The organism is Sphingomonas radiodurans, assembly GCF_020866845.1.
GTDB lineage: Bacteria > Pseudomonadota > Alphaproteobacteria > Sphingomonadales > Sphingomonadaceae > Sphingomonas > Sphingomonas radiodurans.
The window spans coordinates 2,481,862-2,508,056 of the sequence record NZ_CP086594.1 but is presented as its reverse complement, the minus strand read 5'-3'; the positions used below and the strand labels follow the sequence as shown (position 1 = coordinate 2,508,056).

At 67.0% G+C, this 26,195-nt stretch carries 25 protein-coding genes and 1 tRNA gene; 11 read left to right on the top strand and 15 right to left on the bottom strand.

Annotated features, from left to right (window positions below; translation table 11 throughout):
• Together LLW23_RS11665 and LLW23_RS11660 are read right to left on the bottom strand one after the other, a co-directional pair.
• Positions 1 to 681: an ABC transporter ATP-binding protein gene (locus tag LLW23_RS11665; protein WP_228945692.1), complete on the bottom strand. Its 681-nt coding sequence runs from the start codon at positions 679 to 681 to the stop codon at positions 1 to 3.
• Positions 681 to 2,000: an efflux RND transporter periplasmic adaptor subunit gene (locus LLW23_RS11660; RefSeq protein ID WP_228945691.1), complete on the bottom strand. Its 1,320-nt coding sequence runs from the start codon at positions 1,998 to 2,000 to the stop codon at positions 681 to 683. The genes LLW23_RS11665 and LLW23_RS11660 overlap by 1 nt, the downstream gene beginning before the upstream one ends.
• Before the next feature lie 264 nt (positions 2,001 to 2,264).
• On the opposite strand from LLW23_RS11660, the gene LLW23_RS11655 reads away from it, so the two are divergent.
• Both LLW23_RS11655 and LLW23_RS11650 read left to right on the top strand, forming a co-directional pair.
• Positions 2,265 to 3,635 (top strand): sigma-54-dependent transcriptional regulator, encoded by a 1,371-nt coding sequence (locus LLW23_RS11655; RefSeq protein ID WP_228945690.1) that lies wholly within the window; start codon positions 2,265 to 2,267, stop codon positions 3,633 to 3,635.
• Positions 3,636 to 3,761: 126 nt separating this feature from the next.
• Positions 3,762 to 5,075 carry a sensor histidine kinase gene (locus LLW23_RS11650; protein ID WP_228945689.1) on the top strand — a complete coding sequence of 438 codons (1,314 nt, stop codon included), beginning with the start codon at positions 3,762 to 3,764 and terminating at the stop codon, positions 5,073 to 5,075.
• 136 nt (positions 5,076 to 5,211) lie between these two features.
• Here LLW23_RS11650 and LLW23_RS11645 read toward each other — a convergent pair whose 3' ends face one another.
• Positions 5,212 to 5,574, bottom strand: a complete 363-nt coding sequence (locus tag LLW23_RS11645) for a response regulator (protein ID WP_228945688.1) — start codon at positions 5,572 to 5,574, stop codon at positions 5,212 to 5,214.
• Positions 5,575 to 5,611: 37 nt separating this feature from the next.
• Between LLW23_RS11645 and LLW23_RS11640 the strand changes: the two genes are divergently transcribed.
• The 4 genes from LLW23_RS11640 to LLW23_RS11625 all read left to right on the top strand — a co-directional run bounded on the left by LLW23_RS11640 (position 5,612) and on the right by LLW23_RS11625 (position 8,332).
• On the top strand, positions 5,612 to 5,887 hold the full coding sequence (locus LLW23_RS11640; RefSeq protein ID WP_228945687.1) for a DUF3572 domain-containing protein: 276 nt from the start codon (positions 5,612 to 5,614) through the stop codon (positions 5,885 to 5,887).
• A complete protein-coding gene (locus tag LLW23_RS11635; protein ID WP_228945685.1) occupies positions 5,884 to 6,513 on the top strand; it encodes an HAD family hydrolase in 630 nt (209 codons plus the stop codon). The genes LLW23_RS11640 and LLW23_RS11635 overlap by 4 nt, the downstream gene beginning before the upstream one ends.
• A 32-nt stretch (positions 6,514 to 6,545) precedes the next feature.
• Positions 6,546 to 7,007, top strand: coding sequence for a RidA family protein (locus tag LLW23_RS11630; protein WP_228945683.1), 462 nt, complete (start codon positions 6,546 to 6,548; stop codon positions 7,005 to 7,007).
• A gap of 197 nt (positions 7,008 to 7,204) precedes the next feature.
• Positions 7,205 to 8,332, top strand: coding sequence for a GNAT family N-acetyltransferase (locus tag LLW23_RS11625; protein WP_228945682.1), 1,128 nt, complete (start codon positions 7,205 to 7,207; stop codon positions 8,330 to 8,332).
• Positions 8,333 to 8,490: 158 nt separating this feature from the next.
• On the opposite strand, the gene LLW23_RS11620 is transcribed toward LLW23_RS11625, so the two are convergent.
• The 7 genes from LLW23_RS11620 to LLW23_RS11590 all read right to left on the bottom strand — a co-directional run bounded on the left by LLW23_RS11620 (position 8,491) and on the right by LLW23_RS11590 (position 18,218).
• The gene (locus LLW23_RS11620) at positions 8,491 to 10,161 is read right to left on the bottom strand and encodes a hypothetical protein (protein ID WP_228945681.1); all 1,671 of its coding nucleotides are present in this window, start codon (positions 10,159 to 10,161) and stop codon (positions 8,491 to 8,493) included.
• 9 nt (positions 10,162 to 10,170) lie between these two features.
• Complete coding sequence (locus LLW23_RS11615) at positions 10,171 to 11,943, bottom strand: hypothetical protein (protein ID WP_228945679.1); 1,773 nt, start codon at positions 11,941 to 11,943, stop codon at positions 10,171 to 10,173.
• A gap of 142 nt (positions 11,944 to 12,085) precedes the next feature.
• The gene (locus LLW23_RS11610) at positions 12,086 to 13,600 is read right to left on the bottom strand and encodes an NAD(P)/FAD-dependent oxidoreductase (protein WP_228945676.1); all 1,515 of its coding nucleotides are present in this window, start codon (positions 13,598 to 13,600) and stop codon (positions 12,086 to 12,088) included.
• A 104-nt stretch (positions 13,601 to 13,704) separates the two neighbouring features.
• Positions 13,705 to 15,333 (bottom strand): L,D-transpeptidase family protein, encoded by a 1,629-nt coding sequence (locus tag LLW23_RS11605; protein ID WP_228945674.1) that lies wholly within the window; start codon positions 15,331 to 15,333, stop codon positions 13,705 to 13,707.
• Positions 15,276 to 15,539 (bottom strand): hypothetical protein, encoded by a 264-nt coding sequence (locus tag LLW23_RS11600; protein ID WP_228945672.1) that lies wholly within the window; start codon positions 15,537 to 15,539, stop codon positions 15,276 to 15,278. The genes LLW23_RS11605 and LLW23_RS11600 overlap by 58 nt, the downstream gene beginning before the upstream one ends.
• A 121-nt stretch (positions 15,540 to 15,660) precedes the next feature.
• Positions 15,661 to 16,884: an argininosuccinate synthase gene (locus LLW23_RS11595; RefSeq protein ID WP_228945670.1), complete on the bottom strand. Its 1,224-nt coding sequence runs from the start codon at positions 16,882 to 16,884 to the stop codon at positions 15,661 to 15,663.
• 44 nt (positions 16,885 to 16,928) lie between these two features.
• Positions 16,929 to 18,218 carry an MFS transporter gene (locus LLW23_RS11590; protein WP_228948558.1) on the bottom strand — a complete coding sequence of 430 codons (1,290 nt, stop codon included), beginning with the start codon at positions 18,216 to 18,218 and terminating at the stop codon, positions 16,929 to 16,931.
• A 200-nt stretch (positions 18,219 to 18,418) separates the two neighbouring features.
• Between LLW23_RS11590 and LLW23_RS11585 the strand changes: the two genes are divergently transcribed.
• Positions 18,419 to 19,033, top strand: coding sequence for a class I SAM-dependent methyltransferase (locus tag LLW23_RS11585; protein ID WP_228945668.1), 615 nt, complete (start codon positions 18,419 to 18,421; stop codon positions 19,031 to 19,033).
• Positions 19,034 to 19,146: 113 nt separating this feature from the next.
• Here the strand turns inward: LLW23_RS11585 and LLW23_RS11580 are convergent, their stop codons facing one another.
• A complete protein-coding gene (locus LLW23_RS11580; RefSeq protein ID WP_228945666.1) occupies positions 19,147 to 19,617 on the bottom strand; it encodes an OsmC family protein in 471 nt (156 codons plus the stop codon).
• A complete protein-coding gene (locus LLW23_RS11575) occupies positions 19,614 to 20,780 on the bottom strand; it encodes a phospholipase D-like domain-containing protein (RefSeq protein ID WP_228948557.1) in 1,167 nt (388 codons plus the stop codon). Before LLW23_RS11575 ends, LLW23_RS11580 begins: the two co-directional genes overlap by 4 nt.
• Before the next feature lie 122 nt (positions 20,781 to 20,902).
• On the opposite strand from LLW23_RS11575, the gene rpoZ reads away from it, so the two are divergent.
• A complete protein-coding gene (gene rpoZ / locus LLW23_RS11570) occupies positions 20,903 to 21,247 on the top strand; it encodes a DNA-directed RNA polymerase subunit omega (RefSeq protein WP_228945664.1) in 345 nt (114 codons plus the stop codon).
• A gap of 155 nt (positions 21,248 to 21,402) precedes the next feature.
• Here the strand turns inward: rpoZ and LLW23_RS11565 are convergent, their stop codons facing one another.
• The 3 genes from LLW23_RS11565 to LLW23_RS11555 form a co-directional block, all read right to left on the bottom strand.
• The gene (locus LLW23_RS11565; protein WP_228945663.1) at positions 21,403 to 22,428 is read right to left on the bottom strand and encodes a sensor histidine kinase; all 1,026 of its coding nucleotides are present in this window, start codon (positions 22,426 to 22,428) and stop codon (positions 21,403 to 21,405) included.
• Positions 22,429 to 22,547: 119 nt separating this feature from the next.
• A complete protein-coding gene (locus LLW23_RS11560) occupies positions 22,548 to 23,210 on the bottom strand; it encodes an RlmE family RNA methyltransferase (RefSeq protein ID WP_228945661.1) in 663 nt (220 codons plus the stop codon).
• A complete protein-coding gene (locus LLW23_RS11555; protein WP_408641953.1) occupies positions 23,207 to 24,253 on the bottom strand; it encodes a Ppx/GppA phosphatase family protein in 1,047 nt (348 codons plus the stop codon). The genes LLW23_RS11560 and LLW23_RS11555 overlap by 4 nt, the downstream gene beginning before the upstream one ends.
• A 143-nt stretch (positions 24,254 to 24,396) precedes the next feature.
• Here LLW23_RS11555 and LLW23_RS11550 point away from each other — a divergent pair.
• The 3 genes from LLW23_RS11550 to tgt all read left to right on the top strand — a co-directional run bounded on the left by LLW23_RS11550 (position 24,397) and on the right by tgt (position 26,193).
• Positions 24,397 to 24,470, top strand: a tRNA-Gln gene (locus tag LLW23_RS11550).
• A gap of 98 nt (positions 24,471 to 24,568) precedes the next feature.
• Positions 24,569 to 25,060: an EF-hand domain-containing protein gene (locus LLW23_RS11545; RefSeq protein ID WP_228945659.1), complete on the top strand. Its 492-nt coding sequence runs from the start codon at positions 24,569 to 24,571 to the stop codon at positions 25,058 to 25,060.
• A complete protein-coding gene (gene tgt / locus LLW23_RS11540) occupies positions 25,057 to 26,193 on the top strand; it encodes a tRNA guanosine(34) transglycosylase Tgt (protein WP_228945657.1) in 1,137 nt (378 codons plus the stop codon). The genes LLW23_RS11545 and tgt overlap by 4 nt, the downstream gene beginning before the upstream one ends.
• Positions 26,194 to 26,195 lie beyond the last annotated feature (2 nt).

The following is a 26,195-nucleotide window of genomic DNA, read 5'->3' as shown; positions in this document are numbered from 1 at the left end:
TCAGGCGGCGCGGCGCCGTTCCTGCAGGATGCGGCCGTCGAGCATGTTGACGACGCGGCTGGCGTAATCGGCATGCGATGCCGAGTGCGTGACCATCACGATCGTCGCGCCCTCGCCATTGAGCCCCTGCAGCATCCGCATCACTTCCTCGCCGTGGTTGGTATCGAGGTTGCCGGTCGGCTCGTCCGCGAGGATCAGCTTTGGCTTGGCGACGAGCGCGCGCGCGACCGCGACGCGCTGTTGCTGCCCGCCCGACAGCTGGCTCGGGCGATGCCGCGCGCGGTGCGCGATGCCGACCCGGTCCATCACCTCGTCGGTGCGGCGACGGCGCTCCATGGCGGGAACATCGTGGTACAGCAGCGCCAGCTCGATATTGTCACGCACCGACAATTCGTCGACCAGGTTGAAGCTCTGGAAGATGAAGCCGATGTTCTGCTTGCGGAAATCGGCGAGCTTCGTCTCGGCCAGCCCGGCCACCTCGGTGCCGTCGAACACATATGATCCGCCGGTCGGGCTATCGAGCATACCGATCACGTTGAGCAGCGTCGATTTGCCGCACCCCGATGGCCCCATGATCGCGACGAACTCGCCCGATGCAATGTCGAGGTCGATCCCGTCGAGTGCCACCGTCTCGACGCTGTCGGTACGATACAGCCGCGTCACGTCGCGCATGCGAAGCATCAGGATTCCTTTCCGGTTAGATCGAGCGCGTCCTTGTCGGCGAACCCGGTGTAGGGGGAGGTGATCACGCGCTCGCCGGCGGTGAGCCCGTCGAGCACTTCGATCGTATCGGTATTGCGCCGGCCGAGCCGCACCGTACGCTTCATCGCGCGCGACCCGTCGGGCGCGACGACGAACACCCAGGCGCCGCCGGTGTCGTTGTAGAAGGCACCATTGGGCAACAGCACCGCCGGCGCCGGATCGCCCAGCGTCAGCCGCGCCTGCACCGTCTGGCCGCGTTGCAGCCCGGCGGGCTCGGCGGTGAGGAACTGCAGCTCGATCTGGAACTGGCCGTTCTGCACTTGCGGGAAAATCTTGGTGACGCGCGCTTGCTGCGCCTTGCCCGCATTCTCGATCGTCGCCTTCTGCCCGACTGCGACGCGGCCGAGATAATATTCGTCGACGCCAGCGCGCAGCTTGTTGCGCCCAGGCGAATCGATCTGCCCGATCCGCTCGCCGCGCTGCATCGACTGGCCGACCTGGATCGAGAAGCCCGACAATTGCCCGGCGACCGGCGCGCGCAGCTTCAGCGCCTCCAAATTGGCACGCGCGAGTTGCAACCCCGCCTCCAGCACCCCGGTCGAAGCGCGCTGCTGCGCCAACTGGCTGCGCAGCAAGCGATCGTCGGTCGCCTGCCCCTGCCGCAACACCGCCACGCGGCGCTGCTCGTAGCTCAGCTGATCGCCGGTATCGGCAAACTGCCGCCCCGCAACGAAGCCCTTGCGGGCGAGCGGCGCCTCAAGTTCATATTGCCGGCGCGCCTTGATCATCGCCAGCTCGGCCTCGATCACGTTGCGCTGGTTGGTAACCCGCGTCTGCGCCAGCGCCAGCTCCTGGCTACGCATATTGTTGATCTGCTGCTCGACCTCGGTCTGCCGCGCGAGCGTGGAGAGTTGCAGCTCGGCGTTCGACAGCACAGCAATCGGCTGCCCCTTGGCGAGATTGGCGCCGTCCTCAACCAGCACTTCCTCGACGCGCCCGCCTTCGATGGCATCGATGAAGACCGTCAGCAGCGGCTCGACGCGGGTGCGCAGCGGGATGTAATCGTCAAACGTGCCACGCGTGACGGTGGCGATGCTCAACCGTTCCGCCGCGACGCTCTGCGTGCCGGCGCGCGGCGCAAGCCACCAGAAGAGCAGCGCAGCAGCGAGGACGATCGCAACGATGCCGCCGATGATGGCGGGCTTGGGGAACCGCCGGCGCTCAATGACGCGATCCATCCCGCTGCCCGAAACCGCAGCGCTCTCAGCGCGATCCTTGGGAAGCCGCACGACGCTCATGTCCGCTTCCGGACGTTGCTGTTCGTTTTCGGACGGTCCGCGGCATCGAAAAGGGAACGGGAGGAGCTCATGACGGGATTGTTGCATCCCGCGTGCCAACCTCGTCCGTCACCCCGGACTTGATCCGGGGTCCCGCTACTTCGTCCCTTGCTCCAGAGACAAGGCAGCGGGCCCCCGGGTCAAGCCCGGGGTGACGAACGTTTCACAAGTGGCACAGTTATTGATTGTCCGCTCCCGCACACTCGCTGTACGGGAATGAACGGGATGGGGCCGGAATTCGATCGCTGCGTGATCGTCGACGATGACGACGATATCCTGCTGGCCGCGCGCCTGCTGCTGCGGCCGTTGTTCCGCGAGATCGTCACCGCCGGCTCGCCGGACGAGGCGCTGCCGGAAATCCGCCGCGCCGTCCCCGACGTGATCCTGCTCGACGCCAACTTCGCCCGCGGCGCCACCGACGCGCGCGAAGGCCTCGCGTGGCTCGATCAGCTCGTCACGATCGATCCCGAAATCGTCGTCGTGATGATCACCGCGCATGCCGGCGTCCATGTCGCAGTCGAGGCGATGAAGCGCGGCGCGACCGATTTCGTCCCCAAGCCCTGGTCGAACGAGCGCCTGCTCGCCACTGTCCGCACGGCCGCGGCGTTGCGCCGCTCGCGCGTTGCCGCCGGCGCCCCGCCCCCCACTGACGCGGCGCAAGGCCCGCGATCGCCGCTGCTCGGCCGCTCGCCGGCGATGGCGCGCGTCCATTCGCTGATCGAGCGTGCCGCGCCCACCGACGCGAACGTGCTGGTGCTCGGCGAGAACGGCACCGGCAAGGAACTGGTCGCGCGCGAACTCCACACCCGCTCGCTGCGCGCCGGCAACGTGCTGCAGACGGTGGATCTCGGCGCGATCGCGAGCGAGCTGATCGACAGCGAGTTGTTCGGCCATGTGAAGGGCGCCTTCACCGACGCGCGCACCGATCGCATCGGCCGTATCCAGGCGGCCGACGGCGGCACGCTGTTTCTCGACGAAATCGGCAATCTCCCTCTGCACTTGCAGCCCAAGTTGCTAACGGTGCTCGAACAGCGCCAGGTGACCCCGGTCGGCGCAAACAAGCCGATCAAGGTCGACATCCGCGTGATCGCTGCGACCAACATGTCGCGCGATCGGCTGACCGACGAACGCGTGTTCCGCCAGGATCTGCTCTATCGCCTCAATACCGTCGAGATCGCCCTCCCCGCGCTCGCCGAACGGCCCGAGGACGTGGCCGAACTCGCCGAGCATTTCCTGACGCTCTACGCCGCGCGCTACAATCGCGCGCGGCCTACGTTGAGCGATGCGGCACGCGGCGCGCTTGCGCGGCACGAATGGCCCGGCAACGTCCGCGCGCTGCGCCACGCAATCGAGCGCGCGGTGATCCTCGCGCCTGGTCCGATCCTCGAAGTCGAGGACTTCGGCCTGGCGCCGAACAACCACGCCCAAGCCCCTGTCGAATCGCCGGCGGTGGCGGATCTCAACCTCGATCGCGTCGAGCGCCGGCTGGTCGAGGAGGCGCTGCGCAAGCATCGCTACAACATCACGCTCGCCTCGAACGAGCTCGGCCTGTCTCGCGCGGCCTTGTACCGCCGCATGGAGAAGCACGGGCTGTGAGGCGTACCCCCTCACCGCCCCACTCCGTCACCCCGGCCTTGAGCCGGGGTCCCGCTTCTATCTCGACTGGTGCGGAAGTAGCGGGACCCCGGGTCAAGCCCGGGGTGACGAGAATCCGGAACCACCATGGGCTTTGACGGCCGCTTCACGCTCGGTCTGGTGTTCCGCGTCGCGCTGCTGATGCTGGCGCTGATGGCGGTGGTGTGGGCGTTCCGCACGCCATCGATGATGATGGTGCGGCTGGTCACCGTCGGGATTGCGGTGCTCGCGGCGATGACGCTCTGGTATCATGTCGAGCGCACCAACATCGAGCTCGCACGCTTTCTTGAGGCAGTGCGGATCGGCGATTTCGCGGCGCATTTCCCCGAGCAGGGCGGTGCCGGGTTCCGCGCACTCGGCGCCGCGCTCAACGACACGATCCGCCGCCTGCGCGATCAGCGCGGCCAGACCGATGCGGAGCTACGCTATCTGGAGGCGCTGATCGACGACATGCCCGTCGCGCTGCTGACGGTCGATGCCGGGCGGGTGGAACCCGGCAACAAGGCCGCGCGGCGGCTGTTCGCGCGGCATCAGGGCGTGCGTCCCGCCGATTATGCGACGTACGGCGCGACGTTCGCCGCACGGCTCGACGCGACCCGCGATGGCGAGGAAATGCTTATCCTCAACCTCGACGGGCGCGCCAAACGAACCTTGGTGCGGCAGGCGACGCTCAACCGGCTCGGCCGGCGGACCAGCGCGATCATCGTCCAGCCGGTGCAGGAGACGCTCGACGCGGTCGAGATGGCGGCACAGACCGATATCGTCCGCGTCCTGACTCACGAAATCCTGAACTCGCTGACCCCCGTCATGTCGCTGGCGCAGACCACCGCCGCGCTGCTCGGCGAGGTCGATGCCAGCGATCCACGCATCGCGGACGCACACGCGGCGGCCGGCGCGCTCGCCCGGCGCACCGAGGGGCTGCGGCATTTCATCGACAGTTATCGTGCGGTCGCCCGCGAGCCGCGCGTCCTCCGCCAGCGCTTCGCCGCGCGGGCGTTCGCCGACGAGCACGAACGCCTGTTCCGCGCCGAATGGCCTGCGGTTGCGCTGACGGTGGTGTGCGCGGAAACCTCGATCGACGGGGATCGCGCGCTGCTGTCGCAATTGCTGCTCAACCTGCTGCGCAACGCAGCGCAGGCAGCGAGCGCGCATGCCGCGACGCCGATCGTCCATCTCGCCATCGCGCGAACCGGCGACGGCGTCGGCATTGCGGTCGAGGACAATGGCCCCGGCGTGCCCGCCAAGCTGCGGCAGGAGGTGTTCCTGCCCTTCTTCACCACCCGCGCGGAAGGAACCGGCGTCGGCCTTAACCTCGCACGCCAGATCGCGGTGGCGCACGGCGGCACGCTCGAAGTGAGCGACAGCGCGCTTGGCGGCGCGGCGTTCCGGTTGTTGCTCTAGCCATCCGTTCGCCCTGAGGAGAGGCTGAGCTTGTCGAAGCCTCGTCTCGAAGGGTGCATCCGCATCCGATGCGCTTCGAGATGGCACTTCGCTACGCTCAGCACCTCCCTCAGCACGAACGGTTAGGTAGTTCGGCTCACACCAACGCCCCAACCGATTCCATGAACCGCACTAGGCTGATCGGCTTCGACACATATGCCTCCGCCCCCGCCGCCCGGATCCGCTCCTCGTCCTCGCGCCCGGCATAGGCCGTTACCGCCATCACCGGGATCGCGCGCAACGCCTCATCCGCCTTCAGCTCGAGGATCAGCTCGTATCCCGTCACATGCGGCATCTGGATGTCCATGATGATCAAGTCGGGCACGAACGCCCGCGCGCGTTCCACCGCCTCACGCCCGTCTCGCACTGGCTCGACGACATATTCGTGCGCACGCAGCAGATCGGAGAACAGCTTCAGGTTGAGTTCGTTGTCCTCGACAACGAGCACCTTCTTTGCCACGCGCTTCACACTCCCCGATCACAAGCGACGATAGGCAATGAAGCGGACCGATTCAAACGGAGAACCAGCCGATGCGCTCGCGCTGCGCGCGCTGGTGTGGACGCTGGCCGAGCCAGACCGCGCGTTGCGGCTGATCTCGCTGACCGGGCTCGACCCGGCCGACCTGCGCGCGCGGATCACCGAGCCGACCGTGCTGGCCGCGTGCCTCCTGTTCCTCGAACAGCATGAACCCGATCTCGTCGCCTGCGCCGTCGCGATCGATGCCAAACCCGAAGCGCTCGTCCGCGCTCGTCACGAACTGGAAGCTGCATGACCCGCCCCCTGCTGATCTCCGATTGCGACGAGGTGCTGCTGCACATGGTGCGGCACTTCGGCGACTGGCTGGGCGAGGCGCACGATATCGATTTCACCCCGTCGAGCTGGGAGCTGGCCAAGAACATGCGCCGGCGCGGCGACGGCACGGCGCCGACGCGCCAGGAGATGATGGGCTTCCTCGGCGGCTTCTTTCCCTCCGAAATGGCGCGGCAGACGCTGGTCCCGCACGCGCGCGAGGCACTGGCGACGATCGCGGACATGGCAGATATCGTGATCCTCACCAACCTGCAGGACGATTGCCGCGTCCACCGGATCGATCAGCTCGCCGCCTTCGGCATCGCGCATCGCGTCGAATGCAACCAGGGGCCAAAGGGCGGCCCGGTCGCCGCGCTGGTGGCGGAATATGGCCACCCGGTGACGGTATTCATCGACGATCTGCCGCACCATCACCAGTCTGTCGCCGAGCTCGCGCCGCACGTCCACCGCTTGCATATGGTCGCCGAGCCGGCGCTGGCCGGCGGCGTGCCCGCTGCGCCGGAAGCGCACGCGCGGATCGACGATTGGACGCAGGCGCTGCCGTGGATCATCGACCGTTTCGCCGCGGGCCGGCCGGCAGACGGTTGACCGGAGCCACGCGGCGTGTTGAACCCGCGACCATGACCGACCGTATCGATCGCGCGCTCGAAGAGCTTGGCCTCAGCCTCCCCACGGCTGCCGCCCCCGTTGCCACCTATGTCCCCGCCGTCGAGGCGGGCGGGCTGCTCCACGTCTCGGGGCAATTGCCATTCCGCGACGGCAAGGTCGTGACCGGGCGGCTTGGCGACGGGCTCGACGTCGCGGCTGGCAAGGATGCGGCACAGCTCTGCGCGCTGATGGTTGTGGCACAGGTAAAGGCCGCGCTCGGCGATCTTTCGCGCGTCGCGCGGATCGTGAAACTCGGCGTGTTCGTCAACTCGGCCGCCGATTTCGGCGACCAGCCCGAAGTGGCGAACGGCGCGTCGGATCTGATGGTCGCGCTGTTCGGCGATGCCGGCAAGCATGCGCGCGCCGCGGTGGGCGTCGCAGCGCTGCCGCGCGGTGCGGCGGTGGAGATCGACGCGATCGTCGCGGTCGCTTGAGCCAAACCTCAGACATCCTACATTCGGGCGTGACGGCTTGAGCATTTGCCGTTCGTGCTGAGGAGGCATTGAGCTTGTCGAAATGCCGTCTCGAAGCACTGGGGCCTGCCCTTCGAGACGAAGCTTCGCTGTCGCTCAGCCTCTCCTCAGGGCGAACGGAAGTGGATCAAGTTCAGGCTAGCAGGCTTTAGGCGCACATGAACGTCACCGCCCGCCTCGCCGATGGCGTCGCCAGCATCCCCGCCGATCAGTGGGATGCGTGCGCCGGCCGCGACAATCCGTTCCTCAGCCACGCCTTCCTTGCCGCACTCGAGGAATCGGGCAGCGTCGGGCGGCGAACCGGGTGGCAGCCGATCCCGGTGATCGTTGACGGCGCGGATGGAGTGCCGGTCGCGGTCGCCCCGGCCTATGCCAAGTCGCACAGCCAGGGTGAGTTCGTCTTCGACCATGCGTGGGCCGATGCCTGGCAGCGCGCGGGCGGCGCCTATTACCCCAAGCTCCAGATCGCCGCGCCCTTCACCCCCGTGCCCGGCCCACGCCTGCTGCTGCGCGATCCCGCCGCCGCCCCGGCGCTGATCGCTGCGCTCGAAGCGGTGACCGACCAGCACAATCTGTCCTCTGCCCACGCCACCTTCGTGGCGCCCGATCAAGTTCCGGCATTCGAAGCGGCGGGATGGCTGATCCGCGAGGGCACGCAATTCCACTGGCGCAACGAGGGGTTCGGCAGCTTCGACGATTTCCTCGCCACGCTCGCCAGCCGCAAGCGCAAGGCGATCCGCAAAGAGCGCGCAGGCGCCGTCGAAGGCCTTACAATCCGGCATCTCACCGGCGCCGAGATCGGCCGGCGCGAATGGGACGCGTTCTGGATCTTCTATCAGGATACCGGCAGCCGGAAGTGGGGCACACCGTATCTGACCCGCGCCTTCTTCCCGCTGCTCGCCGAGCGAATGGGGGATCGCGTGCTGCTGATCCTCGCCGAGCGTGAGGGTGTGCCGATCGCCGGCGCGCTCAACCTGATCGGCGGCAATGCGCTCTACGGCCGCTATTGGGGCTGCACCGAGGACGTACCGTTCCTCCATTTCGAGCTATGCTATTATCAGGCGATCGACGCCGCGATCGCCCGCGGACTCGCGACGGTCGAGGCGGGCGCGCAGGGCGAACACAAGCTCGCGCGCGGCTATGCGCCGGTGCCGACTTGGTCGGCGCACTACCTCCCCGACCCCGGCTTCCGCCGCGCCGTCGCCGACTTCCTCGTCCGCGAGCGCGCCGCGGTCGAGGCCGATCAGGAGTTCCTGGAGCGGATGACGCCGTTCAAGAAGGGGTAGCTAGCCCACCTCCGTTCGCCCTGAGGAGAGGCTGAGCTTGTTGAAGCCTCGTCTCGAAGCCTGTCCTGAGCTCCGCCGAAGGGGGCATGCCCCGATGCTTCGAGATGGCACTTCGCCTTCGGCTCAGCACCTCCTCAGCACGAACGGCCTACGTACGCTCAGGACTTCGGCGGCGGCGGCAAAGGCACCGCGCGCTCGCGTTCCCGACGCGCCCGCAACTCCAGAAACCACTTCGGGTAAAGCTCCTCGTCCGAGATCCGTGGCGCAGGCCGATCGCGATTGACCCTCAGCAACGCGCTGGCGCCCGTCGGCGAGCGCCACACACGATCGAGATCGGTCGCATAGCGCGGGTTGAACGGCGGCGTGCGGATCAGCCAGACATAGTCGAACGCCTCGCGCGGAAAGCGCGCCATCGAAAAGTCGATCGGCTTCCACCATTCGCGCGGGCACCAGCCCGGCGTCACGATCTCCGACGGATCATGCGCGAACAGCCCCGCGATGCGATACCGAGCGGTCAGCAACTGCGCGCCGGGCATCGACCATTGATCGTTGCTGTACGCCAGCCGCCGTTCGAGCGCGATCGCCGGCAAATGCTCCAGCCGGCTCATCTTCCATTCGTTGTGACAATTCGTGCCAACGAAGGTCACCACCTTCGCGCCGACCGGCAGCTTCTCCAGCGCAGCAAGCTCGGTGTCGTAATCACGATCGAACAGCCAATAGCTGATCGTCGTGCCCCCCGTCCGCGCCAGGAAAAACGTCAGCCCGAGCACCGCGAGCACACCCGCATGCCGCGCCGTCATCGTCACGCGCGGGCGAATCGCGATCAGCGCGATTGCGATCACGAACGGCGCCAGCCGCATGTCGGCATAGGCCGATCCGAACACGATCCGCGGCAGCGCCACGAAGACGGCGGCGAGGAACAGCGCCGACAGCGCGAGGTTGCGCGAATATTCGATTGCCGGATCGCGCAGGCCCTTGAACAGGATCAGCAGGAACACCGCCGTCGCGGCAATGTCCCACATCTCCCACCGATCGCGCAGGATCATCATCACCCAGGCGACCTTCGCCTGCCAGTTGAACCAGTCCGCGGTCTGACCGGTCACATGGTCGCCCGACCGCCAGAACACCATCAGCACCATCGGCAGCGCCAGCGGCACGCAGCCGAGCCCCGCGCGGATCCAGCTTTGCACCCAATGCCCCGAGCCTGCATCCTTGCGCGCATCGTGCTGACGGATCATCTCGGCCGAGAAGGCGAGCACGCCGAGCACGCCCCAGCCGAACGTATGACACAGCCACAACAGGCACGACGCGGGCACGAAGATCGCCGCGCGCAGCCCGGTGCGGCGCTGCCGGCCGAGCCGCAGCCACAGCGCGAACAGGCACAGCGCGAGCCCCATCGATAGCGAGAAGTTCACGAACCCGAACTGGAACGGATAGCTGTACGCCAGCGGCAGCGCGAACATCGCGGTCGGCGGGATTCGCCCATGAACCTCGCGCGCGATCCACAACAGCCCGGCGACAGTGAGCGCCGGAATGCTGATGACGATCAGCTTTACGCCCAGCTCCAGCCCGAAGAGCTTGGCGAACGGCACGATCAGCAGGTCGATGCCGAGATTGCCGATCAGCGACCATTGGAAATCGAACCAGTCCGCCAGCCACGGCGCGTCGGCGGCGGGGGTCAGCTGGACGCGATAGCGCCCCATATGGCCGGGCATGTCGACCAGCGGCGGGATGTCCGGCCACAGCAGCGGCACGATCGCGATGAACGTCGCCAGCGCGACGAACGCGCGCGTCTGCCACCAGCGAAGGGGGGCCCCCGGTTGCTCCATCGCCGCGCTTTAGGAGCGCGGAGTCGTAGAGGGCAAGCGGCGAATGACACGCCAGGCCATGGCCGGGGTGCCGGTCGCGATCGGTTGAAGCCAGTCGAACCGCTCGCCCCGCTCGAGCCGCGCGTACAGCCCGTCGGGGTAGAGCTGGCGGTAAAGCTCGGTCTCGTTGAGGCCGGGACAGGCGGCGACGTAGCGCGCACCGCTACCCAGGATCGCACGCCGCGCCGTCTCGGGGCTGGCGGCGAACGTTGTCAGCACCGTCTCCATCGGCGCCGCGCCGCGGTGATAGCCGCCCGCGATCGCGCGATGGTGCGTCGTTGCGATGATGTCGGGCGTGATGTCGATCGGGGCGAAGACGGTTCCGGCGGGAAGCCGGCCGATCGCGCGCACGTCGCTGGCACGTTCGCACGGCGGGCGGCTCCACCCGCGCTCGGTGCGCTGCATCTCGCCCTTCGGTGCCAGCGCGACGGTCGCGATCAGCGCGAGCCCAGCGACTTGCCCGGGCGAGGCGACGAACAGCGCCGCGGCCGTCGCGCCCAGCCGCGCCCCGAGGCTCGGCATCGCGCGCGCCCGCGTCAACAGCGCGACGAGCAACGTCGCCGCACCGGGAATCGCGAGCGCATTGGCGGTGGCACCCGTGCGGTTGACCAGCAGCGACAGCGCGAACGCTGCCACGAGCAGCCCGAGCAGCATCGCCCAACGCACCCGCGCCGTGTCCGCCGCCCCGCGCCACGCGCGTGCCGTGCCGTACAGCCCGACGAGCGGCATGCCGACCGACATGCCGGCCCAATACCCTGTCTGCTCCCAGATCGGCAGGCCCTCGGGCACGTTGAGATACCAAAGCGTGTAGACGAGCGGCGGCAGCGTCGCGAACGGCCCGGCGAGGCAATCGCCCGCAGTGAGCAGCAAAGTCGCGCCGGCCGCCACCCCAGCGCCGGCAAGCGCGGCCAGCCGCACGAGCGCCCCGCCACGCGCCAATGTCGCAGCGCTGGTTCCCACCGCGGCAGCGCCAAGCATCGCCAGCCACCCCGGCGCCATCGCGTCGCACGCCGGTTCGAAGAAAGCCGCGCCGCGCGTCGCGAGCTGAAGCATGATCGCCCCGCCGCACAGGCTCCAGACCAGCCCCAGAAGGAAGCCGCGCCGTTCCGGCTGCCACACCCACGCAAGCGCCGCCACGCCCGCAATGCTTGCGGCGATCGGCATCCCCTCGAGCGAGATCGTCAGAAGCGCGGCGAGCGCACCGCCGGCGAGCAGGCCCGCCCGAAACGTGGATCGCCCGAGCAGCAGCATCACCGCCGCGAGCGCCAGCGCGATTTGCCAGCCATGATGATCGATGCGCATCGGCCGCAACTGGTAAACGAGCGGCACCGACAGCGGCACAAGCAGCACCGCGTAGCGCGCGATCGTAGCGTCCGCGAGCCGTCGCGTAATCGTCGCGATCAGCGCCATCACCACCAGCAATGTGACGAGCGGCACCGCGACCAGCGTGATCCGCGTCGCCAGCGCCTCGCCGAACAGCGGCGTCGTTGCCCCGAGCACGAGCGCCAGCGGCAGATCCACCAGCCGCGACCAGTGCATCGGGAAATCACCGTTGTTCAGCCGATGCTGCGCAACATCCCACCAGCTCTGTCCCGCCAGCCAGTCGCGCACCTCGAGCAGCCGCATCGCGTCGTCAGGATCGGGAAAGCGCAGCCCGATGATGTCGGGAAGCATGGCGATCGTGAGAATGAGCGAGGCGAGCGCCCATCCGATCATCACGGGCGTGAAAATGCCGTCCGTCACCCCGGGCTTGACCCGGGGTCCCGCTTCCTTGGCGCGGTCGGAGGAGAAGCGGGACCCCGGATCAAGTCCGGGGTGACGGGAGGTTGGCAGATCGGGCAGCGTACGCCCGCTATTCTCTAGCGCAGGGTCGTAAACACCCACATCACGCCGCCTTCAAACGCTCGGGCACGTCACGCACGCTCGCCAGCGCCGCGCGCTCACCCTCGGTGCCATTCTCGTGATATTCGGCATCCTCGTTGACCGCCCAGATGTCGTACACCCGCGCACCCGCCTCGATGTTCCGCACCGTCAGCATCGCGGTCATCATCGCGTGATCCTGGTTGTTGTAGCGGTGCATGCCGTTACGGCCAACGCAGTGCAGCGTCGGATAGCGCGCCTCGATTTCGCGCCGCAGCGCGTCGACATTGGCGGCGTAGTCCTCGTCATAGACGGGGTACGCCTTCTCCTGCCGCACCACCGTGCCGCCGACGACTTGAGCGGCGTCGCACAGGCCAAGCTGCGCCATTTCCTTCGTCGCCAGCGCTACCAGATCGGCATCGCTCGCCGACCACAGCCCGTCACCTTCGAAGCAGAAATACTCTAGCCCGACGCAAGCGAGATCGGGATCGGGCACCATCTCGGGCGACCACGAGCGGAAATTCTGCACCCGGCCGACCTTCACCTTCGAATCATGGATGTAGATCCAATTGTCGGGGAACAGATCCTCCGAACGGATCATCAGCGCGACGGTCAGGAAATCGCGATACTTGAGGTTCGCCGCTTCGGGCAGCGTCGTTGGCAGCGGATGCAACCGCCCCGCCAGCTCCCGCATCGGCGCGGACGAGATGACGTTCGCCGCCTTGATCGCCACGGTCGCGCCATCGGCGTCGGTCGCGGTGACCGTCCACTGCTGCGTCACCTCGTTGAAGGCGAGCTGCTTGAGCGCATGCCCCATCAGCACGTTATTGCCCTGCGCGATCACATGATCGCGCGCGGCTTCCCACATCATCCCCGGCCCGAGCCGCGGATAGCGGAAGCTTTCGAGCAGCGTCTTAACCGCCATGCCGTCGTTCGGCCGCTTGTTGAGCCCCAGGCTGCGCTTCAGCCCGTCAGTCACCGCGCCCCACAGCGACAGCCCCTTGATCCGCTGCGCCGCCCAATCCGCCGACATTTCGTCGCACGGCATGCCCCACACCTTCTCGGTATAGGTCTTGAAGAAGATCGAATACAGCTTCCAGCCGAACGCATTGACCGTCCAGTCCTCGAAGCTTTTCACGCTCTTGTTCGGCAACACCTTTGCCTTGGCGAAGCTCACCATGCACAGCGCCGAACGGAAGATGCCGAGGTTCCACAGCGCCTCGAACGCGCGCAGCGGATAGCTGTAGAATTTGCCCTCGTAATAGATCCGGCTCATCCGCGGCCGCTCGATGAAATCGTCCGGCAGGATCTCGTTCCAGAGATCGACCACTTCCTGCGACTTCGAGAAGAAGCGATGTCCGCCGATATCGAAGCGATACCCCTCATGCTCGACGGTACGGCTGATCCCGCCGACATACGTCGGGTCCTTCTCGATCACGGTGACCGAGTAGCCGGCCTTGCCGAGCAGATACGCCGCCGTCAGCCCCGCTGGCCCTGCGCCGATGATCGCCACGTCCACCGTGCCGACAGGATGTGCCATCTGTTTGCCGCCCCTAGCAATGCAGGGTCCAGGCAATGAACGAGGATGGTTGAAGCGGAGTTAACGCGTAGCCCGGAAGTCCCGTCCCGCTTGCGGGAGGGGAATTAGCGACTCGCCAGATGCTGCAGCGCCGGCCGATCGCGGCCATACGTGTCGGCGGTGTATTTCACCCCCTCGTCGACCGGGCTGGCGGTGAAGTACATCAGATACACCGCCACTGGTTCGGGCACCGGCACATGCTGCTCGGGCTTCGAGCTTTCCGGCTTCAACGTACGGTCGAACAGCCATTTGCCGAGCCGCCCGGCATCCTCCAGCCGCACGCAACCGTTCGAGAAATGCCGGTCGGATTTCGTGAACAGCGCCTTTTGCGGCGTATCGTGAAGGTAGATACCTTGGTCGTTGGGGAACATGAATTTCACCGAGCCCATCGAATTGCCACGCCCCGGCAATTCACGCACGCGCGGCTCGACGCTGCCCGCGGATACGCCGCGCCAGTCGATCATCGACGACGGGATGACGTCCGCCTCGTTGGTCCAGTCCGACAACGCCTCATAGCCCTGCCGCTCCAGCGACGTCCCGGCGAGCACCTTCGGCGCGATCCGCTTGCGGACCAGATCGACCGGCACGTTCCAATAGGGGTTGAGCGTGGCGTAGCGCACCATCCCCGCCATCATCGGCGTTTGCGTCTCGGGCGTGCCGACGACGACCCGCATCGTCCCCTGCTCCGCCCCGCCGCCATAATACCACAGCCGCGCCGCCGCCGCGTCGACGACGATGTGGCGCGTCCAAGCATCCGGCAGCAATCGCGCACGCTCGAGGTTGAGCCGAAGCACGTCACTGCGGCTCTCCCCCGACCCCATAGCATTCAGCGCCGCGACGGTCTGGCCGCCAACGAGCCCGTCCGCCGGCAACCCGCGTTCTGCTTGAAACCGGCGTACCCGCGCAGCGAGCGCCTCGTCGAACAAGTCGCCGGGCGGCAAGCCCAGCCGCATCCGCAGCAGATCCACCCGCTCGTCCGCCATGCCGGGGCGCAGCAAGGGTCCGGCGGGCACGACCACGTCGAGATCGCCAGCACCCGGCCCGGCAATCGCCAGCGCCTCGCGCAGCTGCGCGTAGATCGGGCTCATCCAGCCGAGCGTGCGGACATAATCCAGCATCGACTTGGCGAGCGCGGCACGGCGCAGCACCTCATCGGGCTTGGCGCGGTTCGGTTCGAGCGAGTCTTCGAGGTAACGAATTTCGATGTGCGGCTCGCGCATGTCGCGGACGAGATCAGCGAGCGCGCCGCTCAGCGCGATCTCGAGATAGGCGAGCGCGCGCACGTCGCCACCACGGGCTTCGTCGATCAGCCGTCGCAGCCGGTCGGGCGAGTAGCGATCGGGATCGAGCCCATCGACGCCGACTCCTTCGATCACATCTACCAGCGCCATCGCCTGCGGCCCGGGCGCGGCGTCGACGATCCACAGCGGCCAATAGCCGCGTGGACGGTAAAAGTCTTTCAGCCGCCCGCCGACCTGATTGCGGATCGCCTGTGCGACCGGATTGGCCTGCGTGCTGGCATTGACACCAGTCTGTGCAGCGGCGACACCCGGAGGCGCCGCCGCAGCCAGCAACAACGAGAAGAGTGCCAGCCGGCCCGCGCGCCGGGCCGGCGCGCCGGGGCCGACCGGCAAGCTCAGCCTCGCTCGCCGCGAGGGGTTGGCGGCGGCGGGGGTGGCGGTGGGGTCGGGCAAGGCGGCGCCTGGAAGGGCACATAGGCGCCATCGGGCGTGTAATAGCCATCGACGATGCCATCGCCGTCGCGATCCGCGGCGACCGTGCCGGCCAATGCGCCCGGCCCCATCGGCGGCGCCGGCGCGATCATGTCAGCGCGCGATTGCGTGCAGCCCGCGAGCACCGATGCGCCCAGCAGCAGCGCGGTGATTGTAGCACCCTTCATCAGATTTTCCTCCAACACGAGGCGCATGCGCCCCCAAGCAAATGGTGAACGCCACATCATGCAGACTCGTTCCTGAACGGCAACGATCGTGTTGCGGCTGGCCGTCCCGCTTCGGGAACGGCTAGTCCCGGTCGCGCCGCCCCAGCAGCCGCAGCCGCAACGCGTTCAGCTTGATGAACCCCGCCGCATCGCGCTGGTCGTACGCGCCCTGGTCGTCCTCGAACGTCACCACCTTCTCGCTGTACAGCGAGTTCGGCGACTTGCGCCCGACCACCGATACACTGCCCTTATACAGCTTCAGCCGCACGGTGCCCGACACCTTCGCCTGGCTGTGATCGACCGCCGCCTGCAGCATCTCGCGCTCGGGCGAGAACCAGAAGCCGTTGTACACCAGCTCGGCATAACGCACCGCCAGCTCGTCCTTCAGGTGCGCCGCGCCGCGATCCAGCGTCAGCTGCTCGATCCCGCGATGCGCGACGTGATAGATCGTGCCACCCGGCGTCTCATACATCCCGCGGCTCTTCATGCCGACGAAGCGGTTCTCGACCAGATCGAGCCGCCCGATGCCGTGCGCGCGGCCAAGCTCGTTGAGCTTCGCCAGCAACGTCGCCGGCGAACACGGATCACCGTTCAGCGCCACGCCGTTGCCATGTTCGAAATCGACGGTGATATATTCGGGCGTGTTCGGCGCATCCTCGGGGTTCACCGTGCGCGAATAGACGTATTCGGGCACTTCATCCCACGGATCCTCGAGCACCTTGCCCTCGGACGAGGTGTGCAGCAGGTTCGCGTCGGTCGAGAACGGCGCTTCGCCGCGCTTGTCCTTCGTCACCATGATCTGGTTTTGCTCGGCGAATTCGATCAGCCGGCTGCGGCTGGTGAGATCCCATTCGCGCCACGGCGCGATCACCTTGATGTCAGGCGCGAGCGCATAATAACCCAGCTCGAAGCGCACCTGATCGTTACCCTTGCCGGTCGCGCCATGGCTCACCGCATCGGCGCCGACCTGACGCGCGATCTCGATCTGGCGCTTGGCGATCAGCGGCCGCGCGATCGACGTGCCGAGCAGATACACGCCCTCGTACGTCGCATTCGCGCGCATCATCGGGAAGACGTAATCCTTGACGAATTCCTCGCGCAGATCGTCGATGAAGATGTGCTCGGGCTTCACCCCCGCCTGTTCCGCCTTGCGACGCGCCGGCTCCAGCTCCTCGCCCTGCCCCAGATCGGCCGTGAAGGTGACGACCTCGCAATTATAGGTCTGCTGCAGCCATTTCAGGATGACGCTGGTGTCGAGCCCGCCCGAATAGGCGAGGACGATGCAATTGATGGAGGAGTCGCTCATGCCGCGGGCGTCTACGGTCTGCGCCGCCGCCTCGCAATGCGGGATTAAACGACCGGATCGTCGAACGCGGCGACTTCCTGCTCGTCCGGCTCGCGCAACGCCAGCCAGCAATAGACGAACAGCAGCACGCAACCCACACCCGCAACCAGATACGGCAGCGAATCATTCAGGCCATACAGCCCGATGCCGATCGACGGCCCAAGCACGAAGCTCGCCCCGTTCACGCTAGTCACCTTGCCCGCGATCGAGCCTTGCGCCGCCGGCCCCACCGCCAGGCTCGATCCCGCCGTGAACCCCGGCCGCGTGAAGCCGAACCCAAGGCTCGCCAACGCATAAGCGGTCGCGATGCCATACAGTGACGTCGCGAACCCCGTCAGCGCCGTGCCGACCGCCGCCAGCACCAGCCCGACGAGCACCAGCGCGCGCGGCGCAAGGTTCAGCGTCGGAATGATCCCCCACTGCGCGAGCAACGCCGATCCGGCGCCCATCATCAGCACGATGCCGGTCGGCTCGAGCGCGAGCGCCGGCGCGACATTCAGCCGGTCAATCACGAGAAAGCCGATCGCCTGCCCGGTCATCGCCTGCGCATGACCCATCACGAGCCCCGCGATCATCCAGCCGCGGATGCGCGGATCGCGATAGCTGACTTTCGTGCCGCCCCTCGGCTCGTTCGCCGCGCGCACACTCGCACCGCTCGATTGCCCGCCGATCGAGGGATAGGCGTTGACCGCCCCGTGCGAGGCGGAGGTCATGCCGCGATCATCGGGCAGCATCGTGCGGATCGTCACGAACATCACCACACCGAAGATCGCGAAAACGAACGCCGGCCCGGACAGCCCCAGCTCGATCGAACCGAGATGCCCCAGGATCAGATACGGCGCGATCGCCGGCCCAAGGATCGTGCCGAGCCCGAACGCACTAGCCAGCAGCGTCAGCGCGCGCGTGCGCTCCTCGCGCGTCGTCTCGCCAGCCACCATCGCTTGCACCGCAGGCGGCGCGGCCGAGCCGAAGGTTCCGTAGATCAGCCGCCCGCCGATGAAGAGCAGGAACGCCGTCGTCCCGCCGATCCAGCCGTTGATGCCTGCCGCAAGGAAAATGCCGCACGTCAGCAGGCTGACGCAGAACCCGCCCATGCCGAGCAGGATCATCACCCGGCGCCCGTGCCGGTCGGAGCGATTGGCCCAGAACGGTGCCGCGATCACCCATAGCAACGCGGAAACCGAGAACGCCGCCGCAACCGCGCTGTCCGCGACGCCGAGCGAGCGCCCAAGCGCCGGCAGCACCGATTGCAGCGCTGTGTTACCCGCCGCGATCGTCAGCATCACCATGAACATCAGCGCGAATCGGCGATCGAACTTCCGCCCGCGCCGCCGCCCACGATGGCTGGCGGCGTCGAGCCGCGGCTGTCCCGGATCGTCGTCCATGCGGCTCGATTAGGGCCTTGGGGCGGCGACGCAACCCCGCTATGGCAACCGACTTGCCTATGCCGCGTTCGGCATGATTGACGTATCTACACGGGAGAGCTTTTTCCTCCATGCCAAGTTCGACCAGTGCGGTACGCCGCTCGAGAACCCGTTCCGCCGGTATTCCGAAACCGTGGCAGATGTTCTTTTCCGGTTTCCTGAAACATCCGGTGATGGTCGGCTCGGTCATCCCGTCGTCGGCGAAGCTGATCGACAAGATGCTCGCGCCAGTGAATTGGGAAACGTGCAAGCTCTTCGTCGAATACGGCCCCGGCGTCGGCACCTTTTGTCGCCCAATTCTTGAGCGGATGGCGCCTGACGCGACGCTCATCGCGATCGACACAAACGCCGATTTCATCCGCTATCTCGATCACACGATCGTCGATTCACGCTTTGTCGCGGTCAATGGCTCGGCGGCGGACGTCGAGGCGATCGTGGCCGAGCACGGCCATGAGGGCGCCGATTTCGTCCTCTCCGGCCTGCCCTTCTCGACGCTGCCGCCCGGCGTCGGCCCAGCAATCGCGAGCGCCACGCAGCGCGTGATCCGCCCCGGCGGCGCGTTCCTGGTCTATCAGTTCAGCCCCAAGGTCCGCGATTTCCTGTCGCCGCACTTCGAGCGGATCGATCACGACATGGAATGGTGGAACGTGCCCCCGGCGCAGCTCTACTGGTGCTGGAAGGACTGAGCGGCGGATCGGATCAGCCTTTCTTTCCGTTCGTGCTGAGGAGGCATTGAGCTTGTCGAAATGCCGTCTCGAAGCACTGGGGTAGGCCCTTCGAGACGAGGCTTCGACTTCACTCAAACCTCCACGTACGACGCTTCATACCTCACCGGAAACGCCACCGACCGCGCGATGAAGCACACCTTGTCGATCTCGCCATGGATCGCGTCGGCGGCCGCCAGATCGGCACCGCGCTGCACACTGATCGTCGGCCGCAGCGTCGCCGCGACGAACCGCCCCGCGCCATCCGGCGTGCTTTCGCCATGCCCCAGCGGATCGTCGCGATAGTCGCTCACCACGATCCCGGCGACGCTCGCCAGATGCAGATACCACAGCATGTGACATGCCGAGAGCGACGCGATCAGCAGATCCTCGGGATTGTGCAACGCCGGATCGCCGCCGAGCCGCGGATCGTTCGAGCAGGCGACTAGCGGCTTGCCCGGCGTCGCGATCGACCATGTGCGATCATAGCCGCGATAGCTCCTCGTGCCCTCGCCCCGATTGCCCGACCACGCCACCCGCGCGGTGAAATCGTGCCGCTCGCTCATTCCTCGATCCCGAAGTTCAGGCTGCGCGACAGGAACGGATCGGCCACGCCCATCAGCAGATAGGCGGCGAACTGCTTGGTCCGCTGCCACAGCCCGGTAGCGGCGAGATATCCCTCGTAGGTGATCTCCTCCGATCGCGCGATCTCGCCATCGATGAAGCGGTGTACGTGATCGGCGAACGCGGCATCCTCGATCCGCACCATCAACTCGAGATTGATGAACAGACTGCGCATGTCGAAGTTCGCGCTGCCGATATGCACGGCGTCGCCCGTCGCATACAATTTCATGTGCAGCTTCGTCGGCAGATACTCGAAGATGCGCGCGCCCTTCTTCAGCAGCCCGCGATAGGTGAAGCGCGCCGCCGCGATCGTCGCATTGTTGTCGGATTTGCGCGCCGTCACGATCCGCACCGCGCGCCCGCCCCGCCCCGCGCGATCGAGCCGGCGCAGCATCGTCGGGCTCGGCGTGAAATACGCCGCGATGATGTCGATCCGATCCGCCTTGGCCATGTCGTCGCGCACCGCGCGCGCCCAGGGTGAGAGTTTGCGCGTCGGCCCGCCGATCAGCCAGCGCACCGCCCCCTCGTGCTCGCTCCATCGCGCCAGCGCGGCGTTGAGCTTGCGCAGCTTGCCCTTGGGCGTCCGCACCCATTTGTGTAGCGCGTCGAAATACCCCGCCATACGCGACGCCGCCGGCCCTTCGATCAGCAGGCCGAGATCGCGCCACGCCTGCTCGGCATCGGTGCCGAAATAATCGTCCTCGATGTTGAAGCCGCCGACGATGATCCGGCTCTCCGCCTCCTCGCCATCAGCGAGCGCGAGCTTCTGGTGATTGCGCAACAGGTAGCGCCGCCCGACCCGGGGCACGAACCGGCACACCGAAATGCCCGCCGCCACCAGCGGATCGAAGAAATTCTCGTCCGACGCCTCGTCGCTGCCGAACCCGTCGACGATCAGCGCGACCGTCACGCCGCGCTGTGCCGCCGCGATCAGCGCCGCATTCACCTGCTCGCCGGAACGATCGTCGGCATAGATGTAGTAGAGCATCCGTAGCGAGCGCCGGGCGGACTCGATCAGCTCGATCAGCGCCGTGAGCCGCTCGGGCCCCTCGGCCAGCAGCGTCAGCCGGTTGCCGGCGACGGTGAAGGGGCGCGCGCTTTCCATCGCGGGCAGGTGATGCCCCGTGCCGGCGCCAGCGGCAAGCACGCGCTTTCCTTGACTTTGCCGCCGCCGCCGCCTAGCTCGCGCCTCTTCTACCAGCGGTATTTTTTGCGAAGGAAGCGTCCATGGCGCGCGTCACCGTCGAGGATTGCGTCGACAAGATCCCTAACCGGTTCGATCTGGTCCTGTTCGCCGCGCAGCGCGCGCGTCAGGTATCGGGTGGTGCCGAACTGACGATCGATCGCGATCGTGACAAGAACCCGGTCGTCGCGCTGCGCGAGATCGCCGAGCAGACGGTGAAGCCGAAGGAGCTCAAGGAAGCGGTGATCCAGAGCCTTCAGCGCGTCCAGATCGACGACGAGGAAGAGGCCGATGCGGTCGGCTCGCTGTCGGCCTCGGCCGAAGCGCTGCGTCTCACCGCCGCCGCCCCGCCGCGCAACCAGAACCTGGGTGCTGATTACGAAGGTTGAGGCCTGCGATTAGCAAAAGCTAATCGCAGTTACAGCCGAAACCCCGGCCGGCGGGTCGGCAACGCCGAACCCGACCGACGACGCGGCTTCGCCGCGGCGCAGTCCTGAAACAAAGAGCCGCAGCGTCACCGCTGCGGCTCTTTGGCTTCACCGTCCTACCGCGCCATCCGATCCTTCCGCATGACCAGCGTCGCGACCAGCCCCGTCGCCTGCCAGTCGTACGTCAACGAACCCGCCAGCTGCGCCGAAACGCTCCGCTGGATCATCTTGCTGCCAAAGCCCGCCATCTCGGGCTCGCTATGGACCTCAGGCCCCCCAGTCTCGGCCCAGGTGATGCGCACTTCATCGTTCTCGGTACGCCCGGAGACGTCCAGCGTCCCCGCGGGCTCGGAAAGCGCGCCGTGTTTGACCGAATTTGTCGCCAACTCGTGGACGACCATCGCCAGCGTCGTCGCAGTCGCCTCACCGACCCCCATCCGCGGCACCGCAACGCGGATCCGTCCGGAAAAAGCCCCCGTCTCATCGTAAGGCGACAGCAGCACCGACATCAGATCGCCGAGCAGCGCGGCCTTCCCCTGCTCGCCCGGCAGCGGGCGGACCAGATCGTGCGCGCGGCCGAGCGACATCAGCCGCTGCGTCAGTTGCGCCGTCATCTCTTCGACGGACCCGGCCGACCGCGACGTGATCTGCGTCAGGCCCGAAGCAATCGCCAGCAGGTTTTTCACACGGTGGCTCATCTCGCCAGCGAGCAATTCGCTGCCTTCCTCGGCCTGCTTCCGGTCGGTCACGTCGAGGAAGATGCCGAACATGACCTTGTCGTCATCGTCTGGCTCGGCGGATTGCCCGCGCGCCGAGATCCAGCGGATGTCCTCCCCCAGCATGATCCGAAAGTCGATCTCGTACGGCCCGGGAACCGCTCGCGTAGCGGCGAATGCCGCCTGCACGCGATCGCGGTCCGCAGGGTGGATGTGCGCGGATAGCTGGTCGAAGCTCACCGTATCGGACCACGGCACGCCCCACAGCTTGAAGGCGCGTTCATCCATCGCGAACTTGTCGTCGGCCAGTCGCCACGACCATAATGATACGCGCGCAGCATCGATCGCGAGCCGAAGATGATCAGGGGCCCACACCTGACGCGGGGAATCTCCAGCGAACACCGCCGCTCCTTCTGTATCGCTCAAGCCGCAAACCCCCTTCGCCGCCTCTTACGGTTCTAACTGATTGAGAACTAAGTTCCCACCGCGATTGCAACAGGCCCATGTTAGGAACGCCGCGATCGTGCGATCCACGTGACACGCGCCTAGTCCCGCCCCTTGAATCCCTGCGCCACGACGAACCATTCCACCGATCCCTTGCGGCTGGCGGGCGGCTTAGCGTGCTTCACCGTCGTGAAATTCTTCTTCAGCAGCCCCACCAGCGTCGAATCCGCGCCGCCGGCAAAGACTTTCGCCACGAACGTCCCGCCCGGCTTCAGCACCTGGATCGCGAAGTCGCTCGCCGCCTCGACCAGCGCCATGGTGCGCAGCGCATCAGTCTGCGGATGGCCGACGGTGTTTGCCGCCATGTCCGACAGCACGATGTCGGGCGCGCCGCCGAGTTCTTCGATCAGCCGGTCGGGTGCCGCGTCGGCCATAAAATCCATCATCAGGATCGTCACGCCATCGAGCGGATCGACCGGCAGCAGATCGATCCCGACCACCGTGCTGCCGGGCACGTGCCGCCGCACCACCTGGCTCCAGCCGCCCGGCGCCATGCCGAGATCGACGATCCGCTTGGCGCCCCTCAGGAACGCGAACCGCTCGTCGAGCTCGATCAGCTTGTACGCCGCGCGGCTGCGATAGCCCTCAGCCTTGGCACGCTTCACATACGGATCGTTGAGCTGGCGTTCGAGCCAGCGCGTCGATTGCGCCGTTCGCCCGCGCGCCGTCTTCACGCGGGTGCGAAGCCCGCCCCCGCCCCTCATCGTGCCGTCGCCATCAGGCGGCGCAGGATGCCTTCGCGGATCCCCCGATCGGCCACCCCCAGCCGCTCGGCCGGCCATAGATCGAGGATCGTTTCGAGGATCGCGCATCCCGCCACCACCAGATCGGCGCGCTCGCGCCCGATGCACGGCAGCAGCGCACGTTCGGCGATCGACAGATGCGCAAGCCGCTGGCTGATCGCGCGCATCGAATCGGATGGTGCAATCAAGCCGTCGACCTGCGCGCGGTCGTAGCGATCGAGCCCCAGGTGAACGCTCGCCAGCGTCGTCACCGTCCCCGACGTGCCGAGCAGCCGCCGCGGCCCCTCGAACCGCGGCAACCGCGCCGCGAACGGCGAAAAGCTCTCGCGCACCAGCCCGCGCATCCGCTCGTACACCGCGGCGAGCCCCGCCGGCCCGTCCCCGCCCGCGGTACTTTCCGTCAACGACACGACGCCCCACGGCGCCGAATGCCAGTCGATCACCGTTGGCACCGTCGCCGAGGTATCGATCAGCACCAGTTCGGTCGATCCGCCGCCGATGTCGAACACCAGCGCCGGCGCATTGCCCGGCTCGAGCAGCACGTGGCAGCCCAGCACCGCCAGCCGCGCCTCCTCCTCGGCGGTGATCACGTCGAGGTGGATGCCCGTCTCGTCATAGGCGCGCGCGATGAAGTCGGCGCCGTTGCTCGCGCGCCGGCACGCCTCGGTCGCCACCGATCGCGCCAGCGTCACGTTGCGGCGCTTCAGCTTGTCGGAACAGATCCGCAGCGCGCCGATCGTGCGCTCGATCGCCGCGTCGGAAAGCCGCCCGCTCGTCGCCAGCCCCTCGCCCAGCCGCACGATCCGCGAAAATGCATCGACCACCGCAAAGCCATCGCCCTGCGGCCGTGCGATCAGCAGCCGGCAATTGTTGGTGCCCAGATCCAGCGCCGCATAATGTCGGGCGAAGCCCGTACGGGTGCGCGCCCCAGGCGGGGCCTCGGAGGCCGGACGGGCGCGAGTATCGTCGCGCCGGTACGGCAGGTCGGCGGAATGCTGCGCCACGTGCCGTTTACTCTCTTTTATGTTCTACCGTCGCAGGCACTTGGCCCGATCGGTGCTTGGCCCTCAAGCTAGCGTGCGCCACGATCACCTGCAAGCGATGCTTGACCTGCGCCGCCCGTCGATTTAGAGGCGCGCCCTGCTGTTGCCCGATCCTCTAATGGTAAGAGAGCGGACTCTGACTCCGTCAATCAAGGTTCGAGTCCTTGTCGGGCATCCAGCACCTCCCAATCTTCCGGCCGGATCTAGGCCGCTGACCCGCGACCTTTCGGGCGGCGAAGGCGGGATGCGCCTCTTGTCGAAGAGCTTGCCTGACCGATGCTGATCCTCGCCCTCCTGCTCCAGGCCGCGACACCGCCCGTCCCCGGCGCACCGCCGCCCGGCCCAGCGCAGCCGCCGGCGACGATGGCGTTCGAGCCCGCTGCGACACTGATCGCGACCTTCGATGCCGACGGCGATGCACGCGTCACCCGCGCCGAGCTCGATGCCGGCGTGCAGCGCAGCTTCACCGCGATCGACACCGCAAAGGTTGGCACGCTCGGCTACATCGCCTTCGCCGACTGGGCGGAACGCTATCTCGGCGATCGCAACGCGCTGCCTAGCCCGTTCGAAACCGACAGCAACGGCGACAATCGCATATCGCTGCCCGAGCTACAGGCAAAGCTCGCCGAATTCTTCACGCGCTACGATCGTGACAAGGACAATGTCGTCAGCCGCGCCGAGCTGCTGACGATCCGCGCGCGCGCGTTCGGCGACGATGGCCCGCGCGACGGCCCCCGTGGCGGCAAGGCCAAGCCGAAACGGCGATGAGCAAACGCTTCGACTTCACGATCGCCGCCACCGATGGCGCGGCGCGGACCGGCACGATAGCGATGCACCGCGGCACGATCCGCACGCCCGCCTTCATGCCGGTCGGCACCGCCGCGACGGTCAAGGCGATGAAGCCCGCCGCCGTCGCCGCCGCGGGCGCAGACATCATTCTCGGCAATACGTATCACCTGATGCTCCGCCCCGGTGCCGAGCGCGTCGCGCGGCTCGGTGGGCTGCACGGCTTCATGGGCTGGGACCGCCCGATCCTGACCGATTCGGGCGGTTATCAGGTGATGAGCCTGTCCGATCTCACCAAGCGGTCCGAAGAAGGCATCACCTTCAAGTCGCACCTCGATGGCACACGGCATTTGCTCAGCCCCGAACGGTCGATCGAGATCCAGCGCTTGCTCGGCTCGAACATCGTGATGGCGTTCGACGAGCTCGTGCCGACCACCTCGACGCGCGAGGTGCAGGCCGCCGCGATGGAACGCTCGATGCGCTGGGCTAAGCGTAGCCGCGACGCTTTCGACGGCGGCGGCGATCACGCCGCGGCCAACGCGATCTTCGGCATCCAGCAGGGCGCGCTCGACGAGAACTTTCGCCGCGCCTCCGCCGATGCGCTGATCGACATCGGGTTCGACGGCTATGCGATCGGTGGGCTGGCGGTCGGCGAGGGGCAGGAAGCGATGTTCGGCTGCCTCGATTTTGCGCCGGGCCAATTGCCCGTCGAAAAGCCGCGTTACCTGATGGGCGTCGGCAAGCCCGATGATATCGTCGGCGCGGTCGAGCGCGGCGTCGATATGTTCGATTGCGTGCTCCCCACCCGCTCGGGCCGCACCGGCCAAGCGTTCACCCGCGATGGCCCGATCAACATCCGCAACGCGCGATTCAACGAGGATCAGGCGCCGCTCGACGCCGACTGCGGCTGCCCGACCTGCGCGACTTGGAGCCGCGCCTATCTCCACCATCTCGTGCGGTCCGGCGAAATCCTTGGCGCGATGCTGATGACCGAGCATAACATCTGGTTCTATGAAGCGCTGATGGCCGATCTGCGCACCGCAATAGCGGGCGCAAGGCTCAAACCATTCGCCGATACGTTTCGGGCGCGGTATCAGCGAGGAAAAGGAGAGTAAGA